This is a genomic window from Rathayibacter sp. AY1E6 (assembly GCF_002931115.1).
GTDB lineage: Bacteria > Actinomycetota > Actinomycetes > Actinomycetales > Microbacteriaceae > Rathayibacter.
The window spans coordinates 46,963-60,164 of sequence record NZ_PSVK01000001.1 but is presented as its reverse complement, the minus strand read 5'-3'; the positions used below and the strand labels follow the sequence as shown (position 1 = coordinate 60,164).

Sequence of the window (13,202 nt, the reverse complement as noted above, 5' to 3'; positions counted from 1 at the left end):
CAGGGGCGAGCCCCTGCTCCCTCGGAGCCCGGTGGTCGTCGTGCGCCGACACCGACCACTGGAGCACCGTGCCCTCCTCGTCCCGCACCACCCCGCCCGCCGTCGTCCTCCACGACTGCACGTTCGCCTGGCCCGACGGCTCCGTCGTCCTCGACCGCGTCACCGCTGCGTTCGGACGCGGGCGCACCGGTCTCGTCGGCGCGAACGGCGCCGGCAAGTCGACCCTCGTCCGCCTCGTCACCGGCGGCCTCTCCCCCACCGCCGGGAGCGTCTCGACGACGGGACCCGTCGACCTGCTGCCCCAGCGCCTCCGGCGAGGGCCCGACGACACCGTCGCCGATCTCCTCGGGATCCGGCAGCGCCTGGACGCTCTGCACGCGATCCTCCGCGGCGACGCGGATTCGAGGCACTTCGAGGTGCTCGCGGACGACTGGGACCTCGAGGCCCGGGCGCTCGCCGCACTCGGCGACGCCGGTCTCGACCTGGAGGAGGCGGACCTGCTGCGGCCGGTCGCGACCCTCTCCGGAGGGCAGGCCGTCCTCACGGCCGTGACCGGCGTCCGGCTGCGCGGCCGGCCGATCGCCGTGCTCGACGAGCCGACGAACGACCTCGACCGGCGCTCCCGAGGGCTTCTGCTCGACCTGGTCGACCGGTGGCGCGGGACGCTCGTGCTCGTCAGCCACGACTGGGAGCTGCTCGAGCACGTCGACGAGATCGCGGAGCTGCGCGACGGGGCGGTCCGCACCTCGGGCGGGACGTTCTCGGCGTTCGAGGAGCGGCTCGCCCTCGAGCAGGCGGCCGCGGAGCGCGATCTGCGCGACGCCGACCGGCTTCTCCGCGCCGAGCGGCGGCAGCGCATCGAGGCCGAGACGACCATCGCCCGCCGGGCGCGGGCGGGGGCGCGATCGGCGGAGTCGATGCCCGCGATCCTCGCGAACGCGCGGAGAGGACGAGCCGAGGCGACCGCGGGACGGCTGCGCTCCGGCCACGGGGCCGCGGAGGCGCGGGCGCGCGAGCAGGTCGACGCCGCGTCGCGGGCAGTGCGCGACGACGACCGGGTCCGCCTCGACCTGCCGGACCCCGGGGTCGCGGCCGGGCGCCGTCTGGCGGAGGTGACGGTGCGCGGCCGGACGACGGTGCTCCAGGGGCCGGAGCGGATCGCCGTGGTCGGCGCGAACGGGACGGGGAAGACCACCCTGCTCGAGCACCTCGTCGGGGCGCCGGGTGCGCGGGAGCATCCGCTCGCCGGCACCACGGCCCGAGCGCTGACGGAGCGGGTCGGCTGGCTCCCCCAGCGCCGCGAGGGACTCCTCGACGAGGAGGCCACCGTGCGGGAGCACGTCTCCCGGGCCGCGCCGGATCGTCCGGCGGTCGAGCTGCGGAACGCCCTCGCGCGGCTCCTGGTGCGCGGCGACGTGGTCGATCGGAGGATCGCGTCGCTCTCGGGCGGCGAGCGGTTCCGCGTCGCGCTCGCCGGGCTCGTGCTGGCGCAGCCCGCTCCGCAGCTGCTCGTGCTCGACGAGCCGACGAACGATCTCGATCTCGCCACGACCGACCACCTCGTCGACGTTCTCGCCGCCTGGCGGGGCGGCCTGGTCGTCGTCAGCCACGACGAGGCGTTCCTCGACCGGCTCGGACTCCACTCCCGAGTGGTGCTCGACGCGGAGTGACGGCTGGTCCCCCGGCCCCCGGCGGTTCTGGCCTCGACCGGGCCCCTGCCGCCGGGGAGACTGTCCGGGCCCCTCCCGCCCTCAGCGAACGGACCGACGTGCTCACCGGACTCAGCGCCTTCCCCCTCACAACGCTCCGCGACGACAGCATCGACGAGCGGTCGTTCGCCGCTCTCGTCGAGCGGCTCGCGCGGGCGGGAGTCGACTCGATCGGCGCCCTGGGCTCGACCGGCTCGGCTCCGTACCTGGACCGCGGCGAGCGCCGGCGCGCAGCAGAGATCGCCGTCCGCGGCGCCGGTCCGGTGCCGGTCGTGGTCGGGATCGGGGCGCTGCGCACCTCGCAGGTGCTGGCGCTCGCCGAGGACGCGCAGAGCGCCGGAGCGAGCGCGGTGCTCCTGGCGCCGCTCGGCTACCAGCCGCTGACGGACGAGGACGTGCTGGGGCTCTACGAGGACGTGACGGCTCAGCTCTCGGTGCCGCTCGTCGTGTACGACAACCCCGGGACGACGCGCTTCTCCTTCTCCGACGACCTCTACGGGGCCGTCGCCCGGCTGCCGCAGGTCGCCTCCCTCAAGATCCCCGGCGTGCCGGAGGGACCGGGCGCCGCGGCGGCGCGCGTCAGCGAGATCCGGGAGCGGGTGCCGGAGGGGGTCACCGTCGGGGTCTCGGGGGACGCCGCGGGTGCGCGCGGGCTGCTCGGCGGCTGCGACGCCTGGTACTCGGTGATCGGCGGCCTCTTCCCGCGGACGGCGCTGTCGATCGCCCGGGCGGCGCAGTCGGGCGATGAGGCGGCCGCGATCGCGGGATCGGCGCGCCTGCAGCCCGTCTGAGACCTCTTCGCGGAGCACGGCGGCAGCTACCGCGTGGTCGCGGCGATGGCGGAGCAGCTCGGTCTCGCCGAGGCGCGCTGCCTCCCGCGTCCGGTCCGCGGGCTCGGTGCACGGGCGCGGGCCCGGGTCGCGGAGGACCTGGCGGAGCTGGGGCCTGTGCTGGAGTGATCCGCGGGCGGGTCGGCGGGAGGACGGCTCGGACGGCGTGGTCGTTCCGGACAGCCGGAGGGGCGGGCCGGGGATGTCCCCGACCCGCCCCTCCGGCGGAGCACGCGACCTCAGCAGGCCTTGGACGCGCGGTAGGTGTTGCGTCCCGCCGCCACGAACAGCGCGTCGAGGACTCGGGCCTTGCCCGGCGCCACGGAGTAGCAGCTGCCGTCGAAGTCGGCGATGATGTCGGCCTTGCGCTCGACCGTGCTCGACCCGCAGTTGCGGAAGACGAGAGCGCGCTGGCGCAGGACGCCCTCGGGTCCGAGGGTGGCGCCGGTGGCCACCTCCTGGGCTCCGCACGCGTAGTTCCCGGCGCTCACGTACTGTCCGTTCGCGACCTCGGCCGCGGAGGCGGGCGTCGCGACAGCGACGACGCCGACGGAGGCGATGGCGCCCGTGAGGGCGAGGGTGGCAAGAGTTCGTCGAAGAGTCATGGTCGTTTCTCCTTCTGCTTCTCGGTCCCTTCACGCTGGCACCGGTCCGCCGACGAGCGCGAGGAACCTGGGAGCCTTCACACCGGGGGGCCAGACCGGTGCGGGGAAGTGCTCCCGAACGGAGCGAAAGGGTCGGAACCGGTGGGGCGGGCGATCAGGAACGGGCCTCTCCTTCGCTTCCGGAGCGCCTCGATCCGCCGCCGATGCGGTCGCCGAGCCGCCGACCGTTCCGTCCGTGCGGCGTCGTCCCTCCGCCGTCCCGCGACTGGCGCGCATCGACGGGTCGTCCGGCCGGTCCTCCGGCTAGCGTTGCAGGCACACCCCCCGCCGACCCGGACCGCTCCGCCGACCTCGTCGGTTCGCGGTCCCTGCACGAGGAGCCCCCGTGTCCCCCGACGATTCAGCAGTACCCCCCTCTCGAACTCCCGGCCTCCGGCGGCGCGCCGTCGTCGGCGGCGCCCTCACGGGTGCTCTCGCTCTGGGCGCGGCGACGCTCCCGGCCGCCTCCGCCTCCGCCTCCCCCGTGCCCGGCCTGCCCGGGGAGAGGACCCGCACGATCAACGTGAGGACGAAGAACCGCGGCGTGCTCTACGACGTCCTCACGGTCTCGATCGCGGGCGACCTCGCGCGGATCTTCGTGCCGCAGACGGTGAAGCCGCGGCAGGCCGCGGCGGTACCGGTGATCTGGTTCATCCACTCCGCGCAGGCCGACCACACCTCGCTGTCCAGCGTCTTCGCGTACCCGGCCGAGCTCGCCGTCGAGCGGGGCGCCATCGCGATCTGCCAGACGCTCGGCGGAACGATCTGGACCAACGACACCGCGCAGAAGCACCAGCGGAACGGCTACGCCTACCTCTCCGGCCAGTTCCCGATCGCCGCCAGCTACCTCTGGGCGATGTCGGCCGGCGGCGCGCTCGCCTGCGAGGACTACGGCGCGCGGGTCTTCCCCGGCATCAACGGCGTCTACCTGGTCAACGGCGTCTACGACCTCCGCGACACCCACGACCGCACGACGCGGGGCCGCTTCTCGATCGGCGGTGCGTTCGGCGGCAGCACCGCTCAGATCGACTCCCACAACCCGAAGCGGCTGCCCGCCTCCGCCTGGGCCGGCGCGAACATCCGCTCGGTGGTGTCCGACACGGCCCACCCGGACCCGAGCGTGCCGCCGGCACTGCACGGGCTCGCCCTCGTGAAGAAGGCGACGGCCACGGCCAGGGAGGCGACCGTCCGGACGCACGCGCTCGGCCACAACGCACCGTCGTGGGTGAACCAGGACGGCATCGACGCGATCTTCCGCTGGCACGCCGGGCTGGCCGCCGCGCCGGCGCCGTCGGCGACGCCGACCCCGACGAAGACCCCCGTCGTCCGCCCGTCCACCGCGGGCCTCTGGGACTTCGACCAGGCGGACGCCCCGTACGCGGGAGAGCCGGGGTCTCCGTTCCGACCCCGCTGAGCGGTCCGGACGCGACGGCGTCCCTCGGGATGCGCTGACCGTCACGGGCCCGCGGCGGGAGCGCTCGGCCGCAGTGAGACCGGGCCTACGTCCCCTCCGCGGAGCTCCGCGGCGCCCTCTTCCGGACAGGGCCGCTAGAGGACATTGTCAGCGGCGGGACGGCCGTGCCACGGTTCGAGGACGGCCGATGGGGGCCGTCCCGATCGAAGGCAGCACATGCGCTCCAGCACCGTCCCTCGTCCGCCCGCCGTCCAGGACGGCACGTCGCAGCCGCGGGATCCAGGAGCGGCGCGGCGGCTCCGGCGGGGTCTGCTCGGGTTGACCGCGGCCGTCGCGCTCCTCGTCGGCACCGCCGTTCCTCTCGCGGCGGTCGCCGCTCCGTCCGCCCCTGTCCTCGGGGTGGCGGCCTGGGGAAGCGGCACCGACGGGAAGACCACGGTCCCGGCCGGGGTCGAGGGCGTCCTCTCCCTCGCCGCGGGCCGGACCCACAGCCTCGCCGCGAAAGGCGACGGCGGGGTCGTCGCCTGGGGCCGCGGGTCGTACGGGCAGACCAGCGTCCCCGACGGTCTCACGGGGGTCGTCGCGGTCTCCGCCGGCGACTACAGCAGCCATGCGCTGAAGAGCGACGGGACCGTCGTCTCCTGGGGCTACGACGGCGACGGGCAGGTGTCGAGGAGTGCCGCGCTGACCGGGATCGTCGCGATCTCGTCCTCCCGCGACAACAGCCTCGCGCTCGGCAACGACGGCACCGTCACGTCGTGGGGCAGCAACGGGCTGGGCGAGGGCCTGGTCCCGGCCGGCCTCGGAGGCGTCACGGCCATCGCCGCGGGCCAGCGCCACAGCCTCGCCGTGTCCGGCGGGAGGGTGGTCGCCTGGGGCTGGGACCTCTACGGGCAGACCGACGTCCCCGCGGGGCTCGAGGGCGTGGTGGCCGTCGCGGCGGGAGAGACCCACAGCCTCGCGCTGAAGGAGGACGGCACCGTCGTCGCCTGGGGCGCGAGCTCCGACTCGGTCGTCGTCGACTACGGCCAGACCACGGTGCCGGAAGGCCTGTCCGGGGTCGTGGCGATCGCCGCCGCGTCCGACTACAGCCTCGCGCTGAAGGGCGACGGCACGATCGTCGGCTGGGGCCGGAGCTCGGCCGGGCAGCTGCAGTCACCCGCCGGCCTCGCCGGCACGACGGCTCTCGCAGCCGGACCCGATCACGTGCTCGCCCGGGGCCCGCGTCCGGTCCTGACGGCGGATGCTCCTCCCGCGTCCGGGCCGCTCGGAGCGGCCGCCTCGTACACCTTCGCGGCCGACCGCCCCGCCTCGTTCGCGATCGCCTCCGGCTCACTCCCCGACGGCCTGACCCTCAGCGCGTCCGGGCTCCTCTCCGGCACGCCGACGACCGCGGGCACGTCCACCTTCGCCGTCTCCGCGCGGAACCCCTTCGGCGCCACCGTCGGGGCCCCGCACACGTTCGCCGTGGCGGAGACGACGGTCGCGCCGACCCTGGCCGGCGACCCGCCCGCCGCGACGGTGGGCACCCCGTACGACTTCGACTACAGCGTGACGGGCACACCGGCGCCGACGGTCTCGCTCGTCTCCGGAACGCTCCCCGCCGGCCTGAGCCTCGATGATCGTGGCGGCCTGACCGGGACGCCGACCGCCGACGGACGCTCCACCTTCACCCTGCGGGCCTCGAACGCTGCGGGGAGCGCGGAGACCACCAGCACCGTCGTCGTCTCCCCCGCCGCCGCTGCACCGGCGATCTCCGGCACCCCCGGGCCGGGCGTCGTCGGCACCCCCTACGACTTCGGCTACACCGTCTCCGGCTTCCCCGCGCCGTCGGTGGCCGTCTCCTCCGGTGCGCTCCCGTCCGGCCTCACCCTGACTCCGGCCGGGCGCCTGACCGGGACTCCGTCCGCGCCGGGCACCTTCACGTTCACGCTGGCGGCCCGCGCCGGCACCGCCTCCGCGGAGACCACCAGCACCGTCACCGTCTCGTCGCCGACGGTCGCGCCGACCCTCTCCGGGACGGTCGCGGCCGGCGTCGTCGGCTCGGCCTACGACTTCCGCTACGCGGTGAGCGGCACGCCCGCTCCGTCGGTCTCCCTGGTCTCCGGCGCACTGCCCGCCGGACTCACCCTCGACGCGACCGGGCGCCTCTCCGGGACGCCGACCACGGCCGGGACCACCACCTTCAGCATCCAGGCCGCGAACTCGGCGGGCACGGCTCGGGCGACGAGCACGCTGACGGTCTCGCCAAAGCAGGTCGCGACGAAGGCCGATCTGCGCGTCGACCTCTCCGGGCCGGCCTCGGCGGTGAAGGGGAGGACGCTCACCTACACCCTCATCACGACGAACGCCGGTCCGGCTGCGTCTGGGTCGGTCTTCTCGCAGGTCGTCCTGCCCGCGGGTGTGCAGTTCGTCTCGGCGACAGGCTCGTACACCAGGGTCGGGAACGTCGTGGTGTTCCAGCGGGCCGGCCTGGCGGACGGGCGGACCGTGTCGGAGAAGATCACGGTGAGGGCGGCCGTCTCGGGCACGGCGACCGCGCTGGCGGCGGCGTTCTCGACGAAGACGCCGGACCCGTCCATCCGCAGCAACGCGGACACGGCGAGCACGACGATCCGCTGACCGCGGGAGCGTGACGGCGGGCGGTCCCTCGCGGGCCGCCCGCCGTTCTCGGTGCGGGAGCGTCGAGGTCCGCCGCGTCCGCGCCTCGTCTTCGACCGCTAGCCGGCCCGAGGGCGGTAGAAGCGCACGACCGGGAGGGCAGCCGTCGGAGCCTCGCGCACGACGATCTCGAGGCGCTGGACCAGGGCCGGGACGGTCGGCGTGGTCTCGAGCCGGCACTCGAGCTCTCCGTCGCGGCCCGGCAGGAGGAAGGCCGCCTGCGCCGCGGAGGCGCTCCAGAGCAGCCGCTCCACCAGCGGCCTCGCGGTCGGGTCCTCGGCGAGCCCGCCGATCTCCGCGATCGCCGTGGCGAGGCGGCGGGCGCGCACGTCGGCCGGCACATCGCTCAGCAGGTTGGGGCTGAACAGGGCGCCGCTGCCCGCCTCCCCTGCCCGGGCGAGGTCTCCCGCGACGATCGCGTCCTCGACGGCGGCGGCCGCGGCGAGGGTCGACGGGAGGAGGGTGATGGTCCGCGCCGGCGGAGCGGTGTCCTCGAGGGCGGCGCGGAGCAGTCCCGTCGCGGCGGCGGCGAGCTTCGCCCCGTTCGCGGTCGCGAAGACCACGGCCCCCAGGCCCGACTCCAGATGCCACCGCATGTTCGACGACCAGCCCGGCAGGCCGCCGGAGTGGTGGGCGATCCCGCCGAAGCGGACGTCGTGCTCGACGACGAGGCCGAACCCGTAGGCGGAGCCGTCGAGCGTGCTCTCGACGGCGCGAGGGCTCAGCGCGGGGACCGGCGTCCAGCCGCGCTGCATCTCGCGGCGGGAGGCACGGCTCAGCACCGGGTCGTCGTCCGCGCCGTCCTCGCCCTCGAACGCGGAGGAGAGCCAGCCGCTCCAGCGGGCGATGTCGCCGACCGTGCTGAACATGCTCGCGGCGCAGGCGCCCGCTCCGGTGCCGGTCACGGGGCGGGGCACCCAGGTCCCTCCGTCGTCGAAGGTGCTGAAGCCGGCCGCCAGGTCGGTGCCGTCAGGGTAGTCGCCGCTGTCGTAGCGGGTGTCGTGGAGGCCGAGCGGCTCGAGGATCGTCCGCGTCGCGAAGGTCGGGAAGTCCTCCCCGGTCACGTTCTCGACGAGCACGCCGAGCAGCCAGAAGCCGATGTTGGAGTACTGGTAGACCTCACCCGGCCGCTCCGTAAAGGTCAGCCCGCGGCTGACGACCTCGAGGAACTCCTCCCGCGTCAGAGCCATGACGTCGTCGGCCCAGCCGTTGTCCTCCGGGAGCCCCGAGCAGTTGCTGAGGAGCTTCCTGACCGTCACGGGCAGCGGCCGGCCCGCGGAGTCGAGCGGGTCGGTGAACTCCGGCACGTGGTCGGCGACGCGGTCGTCGAGGCGGAGCAGCCCGCGGTCGCGCAGGATCAGCACCGCCGCCGCCTCGAAGCTCTTCGACATGGAGGCGATGCGGTGCACGGTCCCGGGCCCGGGAGCGGCCCCGTCGAGGCGGTGCTCGCCGCGGCCGTGGTGGACGAGGAGCCCGCTGCGGTCGAACAGAGCCCAGCTCACCGAGGGGGCCGGCGGCGCCTCCTCGTCGAACCACCGGGCCAGCCGGTCCTGGAGCGGCGGGGAGAGGAGCGTCGGCGGAGGGAGCGTCATGCCCTCATCCTCCCGCACGCGGCACAGGCCACCGCGGTCCCGCGGGTCACCGCGGGAGGACGCCGTCGGGGCTCAGCCAGTCCGGGCGGCTCCCCTCGACCGCGTCCAGGACGTCCTCCTGCGTGCCGGTCGCCGATCTCCGCGGCGACGGCCGCTCCGGCGGGCTGACGGGTCCCGGCGAGAGCCCGGAGCGACCGCCGTCACCTGCGAGCCGGACGAGGAACTTCTCAGGTCCTCTTGCGTGTCGCAGGCGCGGAACCTAGTTTTGTCGAACCGGTTCGAAGCACTGTTGCTCCGACCCCGGACCGACGCCCGCCGTCGTCCGGCCGGCTGTCCCCACAGAAAGTGACCAGCGTGACAACGATGTCCTCCCCGAGGCGCGGCACCCGCTCCCTCGCCCTCGCGCTGAGTGCCGCGACACTCGCCGCCCTCGCCGTCGCTCTCCCGAGCGCCGAGTCCGCCTCCGCGGCCGACACCTCCGTCCCCGCCGACGCGCTCATCCTCCAGTACGACTTCGAGCAGGGGCAGGTGTCCGGATCCACGGTCGCCGACCTCTCGTCGAAGAAGCTCGACGGCACCGTCGTCAACAGCGCGAGAGCGACGTACGTCGCGGGTCGGAAGGCCGGTACGACCGCGATCGACCTTCCCGGGGGCGCGGCGGACTCGACCTCCGCGCCGTACCTGACCGTGCCGAACGGGCTCTTCCAGGGCGTGACGCAGACCACCGTCTCCGCCTGGACGAAGTGGTCCGGCACCGGAGGCTTCCAGTGGCTGTGGTGCCTGGGCATCAGCCCCGACGCCGCGTCGGCCTTCGCTCCGTCGTTCGACGGCGGCAGCGCCCGCGCGATCATCAAGCAGCTGAAGGACGGCGGTGAGACCGGGGTCTCCAGCTCCTCGCCGCTGCAGAAGGACCAGTGGGTCAACGTCACCGCGACGATGGACGGCACGACCGTGACCCTGTACCTCAACGGTCTGCAGGTCGCGACGGCTCCCGCCTCCGTCGATCTCGCGAAGCAGCTCTACTCCGCCTCCGCCTCCAAGAGCGGCAACATCGGCCGGGCGCTCTGGAACGTGCACCCCTACTTCGACGGAGCGATCGACGACTTCCGCGTCTACAACCGGGCTCTGACCGCCGCTCAGGTCCGGGGTCTGGCGGGCGACGCCGCGCCGGCCGTCACCGGCGTTCTCTCGACGAGCGTCGCGGTCACCACCGGCATCGGCGTCGCGCCGGCCCTGCCGGGGGTCCCCGCCACCTACTCCGACGGCGTGAACCGCGACGCCCCGGTCACCTGGGAGAGCGTCCCCGCCTCCGCGTACGCGAAGCGCGGCACCTTCACCGTGAAGGGCACCGTCACCGGCCTCGGCACCGCGGTCACGGCGACCGTCACGGTGCGCGCACTCGACGAGATGACCATCGACCTCGGCACGAGCACCGGGGAGTTCATGGGCGGCGCGTCCGGCACCCTCTACGGGGTCTACGGCGAGGGCCTCCCCTCCGACAACCTCCTCGAGGGGATCGACCTGCGCACGGTCTCGACCAAGGCGCAGGACGGGCCGCAGCATCCGGGCGCGGACGCGTTGAGCGTCGCGAAGGCCGTCGCCGACACCTCGGACGGCGACACCTACATCTACATGACGGACATCTACCGCGGCTTCCCCTACGAGTGGCCGGGCAGTACTCCCCAGGAGAAGCTGGCCGACTACCAGGCGAAGATCGCCACGCAGGTCGACCAGGTGCTCGCGCTCCCCGAGGAGTACCAGGACAACATCGTGTTCGTGCCGTTCAACGAGCCCGAGGGCAACATGTTCGGCAACGGGAAGTGGAGCTACGACGGGAAGAGCTGGCTGGAGGACCCGACCGCGTTCTTCGCGGCCTGGGACAGCACCTACGCGCTGATCCGCGACAGGATGCCCGACGCCCGCATCGCCGGACCGAACACCAGCGTCCTCTACGACCAGGTCCGCGGGTTCATGACCCACACGCTCGAGCAGGACACCGTCCCCGACGTGATGACCTGGCACGAGCTGAGCGCCCCGGGTGAGATCCGCACCAACGTCGACCGCTTCCGGGCCTGGGAGGACGAGCTGTACGCGGGCACGTCCTACGCCGGGAAGCACCTGCCGGTGAACCTCAACGAGTACGCCTTCAATTACCACACCTCCGTGCCCGGCCAGATGGTCCAGTGGATCAGCGCGCTCGAGGACAAGAAGGTCGACGGCGACATCGCCTACTGGAACATCGACGGCAACCTCTCCGACTCCGCGGTGCAGGCCAACCGCGCCAACGGCCAGTGGTGGCTCCTCAACGCCTACGCCTCGATGACCGGCGACACCGTCGCGGTCACGCCGCCCAAGCCCGGCCAGAGCTACACCCTCCAGGGCGTCGCGACCCTCGACACCGCGGCCAAGCAGGCGAGAGCCCTCTTCGGAGGCGTCGGCGGCTCGCAGAAGGTCGCGTTCGAGCGCATCCCGGCCGCCACCTTCGGCTCGAAGGTCCACGTGGAGGTCAGCGAGATCCGCTGGACCGGCCAGGTCGGCGACTCGGGAGCCCCGCAGACGGTCAAGGAGTTCGACGCGTCCGTCGTGGACGGCGCCCTCTCGCTCGACTTCGGCGGATCCCTCCCCGCGCTCGACGTCGACTCCGCCTACGAGGTCGTCCTGACCCCGGGCGCCAACGCGTCGTCGCCGTCCGCCTCGCCCGTCGCCTTCCGCCAGAAGTACGAGGCCGAGGACGCCCGCTACACCGGATCGCGGAACCTCAACGGACCCGAGGGCTCGCCGACCAACGTCGGCGGCTTCTACACCTCGGGCGGACGCAACGTCGGCGGGATCCGCACCGGCGGCGACCTGAAGCTCGACTTCGCGGTCACCGTCCCGAAGGACGGCGAGTACGACCTCAGCGTCTTCGCCAACTCCCTCAACACCTACGCCGCCAACGCCCAGCAGGGTCCGATCAACGCGTTCCTGAGCGTCGACGGCGCTGCGGAGCAGGAGATCCTCCTTCCGCTGGCCTACAAGTTCGTGGTCTGGGACCACGCGGACACGAAGGTGAAGCTGACCGCCGGCACCCACACGATCTCGCTCGCCGCGAAGAACCTCGCCGGCACGAAGTCGACCGTGGGCGACGCGATCGTCGACAAGATCGAGCTCTCCCTCCCCAGCGCGGCCGCCGCGACCTCGATCCACGAGGCCGAGACCGGCACGCTCGACAACGGAGCGACGGCCGACTACTCCCGCGCCGGCGTCTCCGGCTCGGGCACGGCGACGCTCACCAGCGGCGCCTCCACCACCGTCTGGGGCTACTCCGCGAAGGACGCGCCGTCCTCCGTGACCGTGGACACCCTGGGCGGCGGCACCGGCGACCTCTACGTGAACGATGTGAAGGTCGGGCCGGTGGGCGCGAGCTCGACCCGTCAGGTCTTCCTCTCGGGCGGCGTGAACAAGATCGAGGTCGTCGGCACGAGCGGCACGCTCCTCGTCGATCGGATCGTCATCGGAGCGAGCGCGAACCCGCCCGCGACGACGAGCTATGAGGCGGAGGCGGCCACGATCACCGGCCCCGCCACGGTCCGCGACCTGTCCTTCGCGTCGGGCGGCAAGGCCGTCGGGAACATCGGGGGCGGACGCGACGGCGACTCGACCCTGACCTTCGGCGACGTGAAGGCCGAGCAGGACGGGACGTACGCGCTCACGCTGCGCTACTCCAACGAGGAGCAGTCCCCCGCGACGCACTACAACCCCGACCCGCTCGCCCGCCACGCGGACATCACGGTCAACGGAGTGACGCAGCGCGTGCTCTTCCCGCACACGTTCCACCAGAACCAGCTGTGGGACCTGAGCGTGCCGGTCACGCTCAGGAAGGGCTCGAACACCATCGCGATCACCTCGAAGGAGCTCCCGGGCTTCGACGGGACGACCTACCTCTCCGACACCTTCCCCGGCGTCCTGCTCACCTCGCAGTACGCGCCCAACATCGACAGGATCTCGGTCACGCCCTTCGTCGGGCGGACCACGGGCCTGACGGTGAGCGGCACGGCGGCCTCGCGCTGCACCGCGGGGAAGGTCACGATCACGGGGACGGCGACCAACACCAGCGCGGTCGCCGCTGACATCACGATCGGCTCGGCCTGGGGCACGAAGACCTTCACCGGAGTCGCTCCCGGCAAGACGGTCTCAGCCGCCTTCAGCACCCGCGCTGCGAGTGTCGGAGCCGGCGCTCTCGACGTGCGGATCGCGGGGACGGTCGACGGCGCTGCGGCGAGCGGATCCACGGCACCGGCCTACGGTGCGGCGCGCTGCGGCTGATCCGTCCAGAACGCCCTGACGCGGCCGGGCACCTCGTGCGCCCGGCC

General features: G+C 73.6%; 7 protein-coding genes. 5 read left to right on the top strand and 2 right to left on the bottom strand.

Translation table 11 applies throughout. The annotated features are described in order from the left end of the window. Nucleotides 1-68 precede the first annotated feature (68 nt). Together C5C46_RS00235 and C5C46_RS00230 are read left to right on the top strand one after the other, a co-directional pair. Nucleotides 69-1,670: an ABC-F family ATP-binding cassette domain-containing protein gene (locus C5C46_RS00235; protein ID WP_104225251.1), complete on the top strand. Its 1,602-nt coding sequence runs from the start codon at nt 69-71 to the stop codon at nt 1,668-1,670. 98 nt (nt 1,671-1,768) lie between these two features. Further along, the gene (locus C5C46_RS00230; protein ID WP_308471124.1) at nt 1,769-2,500 is read left to right on the top strand and encodes a dihydrodipicolinate synthase family protein; all 732 of its coding nucleotides are present in this window, start codon (nt 1,769-1,771) and stop codon (nt 2,498-2,500) included. Nucleotides 2,501-2,778: 278 nt separating this feature from the next. On the opposite strand, the gene C5C46_RS00225 is transcribed toward C5C46_RS00230, so the two are convergent. Beyond that, complete coding sequence (locus tag C5C46_RS00225) at nt 2,779-3,144, bottom strand: hypothetical protein (protein ID WP_104222056.1); 366 nt, start codon at nt 3,142-3,144, stop codon at nt 2,779-2,781. A gap of 385 nt (nt 3,145-3,529) precedes the next feature. Between C5C46_RS00225 and C5C46_RS00220 the strand changes: the two genes are divergently transcribed. Both C5C46_RS00220 and C5C46_RS00215 read left to right on the top strand, forming a co-directional pair. Further along, nucleotides 3,530-4,597: a hypothetical protein gene (locus tag C5C46_RS00220; protein WP_104225250.1), complete on the top strand. Its 1,068-nt coding sequence runs from the start codon at nt 3,530-3,532 to the stop codon at nt 4,595-4,597. Nucleotides 4,598-4,813: 216 nt separating this feature from the next. Then, nucleotides 4,814-7,219: a putative Ig domain-containing protein gene (locus C5C46_RS00215; protein ID WP_104225249.1), complete on the top strand. Its 2,406-nt coding sequence runs from the start codon at nt 4,814-4,816 to the stop codon at nt 7,217-7,219. Between the two features lie 98 nt (nt 7,220-7,317). Here C5C46_RS00215 and C5C46_RS00210 read toward each other — a convergent pair whose 3' ends face one another. Continuing rightward, on the bottom strand, nt 7,318-8,850 hold the full coding sequence (locus tag C5C46_RS00210; RefSeq protein WP_104225248.1) for a serine hydrolase: 1,533 nt from the start codon (nt 8,848-8,850) through the stop codon (nt 7,318-7,320). A gap of 363 nt (nt 8,851-9,213) precedes the next feature. On the opposite strand from C5C46_RS00210, the gene C5C46_RS00205 reads away from it, so the two are divergent. Continuing rightward, nucleotides 9,214-13,155: a LamG-like jellyroll fold domain-containing protein gene (locus tag C5C46_RS00205; protein ID WP_104225247.1), complete on the top strand. Its 3,942-nt coding sequence runs from the start codon at nt 9,214-9,216 to the stop codon at nt 13,153-13,155. Nucleotides 13,156-13,202: the final 47 nt, after the last annotated feature.

What these genes read in the sequence shown, in the direction of transcription:
- C5C46_RS00225 (WP_104222056.1), bottom strand. Translation starts at nt 3,144, where the DNA reads ATGACTCTTCGACGAACTCTTGCCACCCTCGCCCTCACGGGCGCCATC.
- C5C46_RS00215 (WP_104225249.1), top strand. Translation starts at nt 4,814, where the DNA reads ATGCGCTCCAGCACCGTCCCTCGTCCGCCCGCCGTCCAGGACGGCACG.
- C5C46_RS00210 (WP_104225248.1), bottom strand. Translation starts at nt 8,850, where the DNA reads ATGACGCTCCCTCCGCCGACGCTCCTCTCCCCGCCGCTCCAGGACCGG.
- C5C46_RS00205 (WP_104225247.1), top strand. Translation starts at nt 9,214, where the DNA reads ATGTCCTCCCCGAGGCGCGGCACCCGCTCCCTCGCCCTCGCGCTGAGT.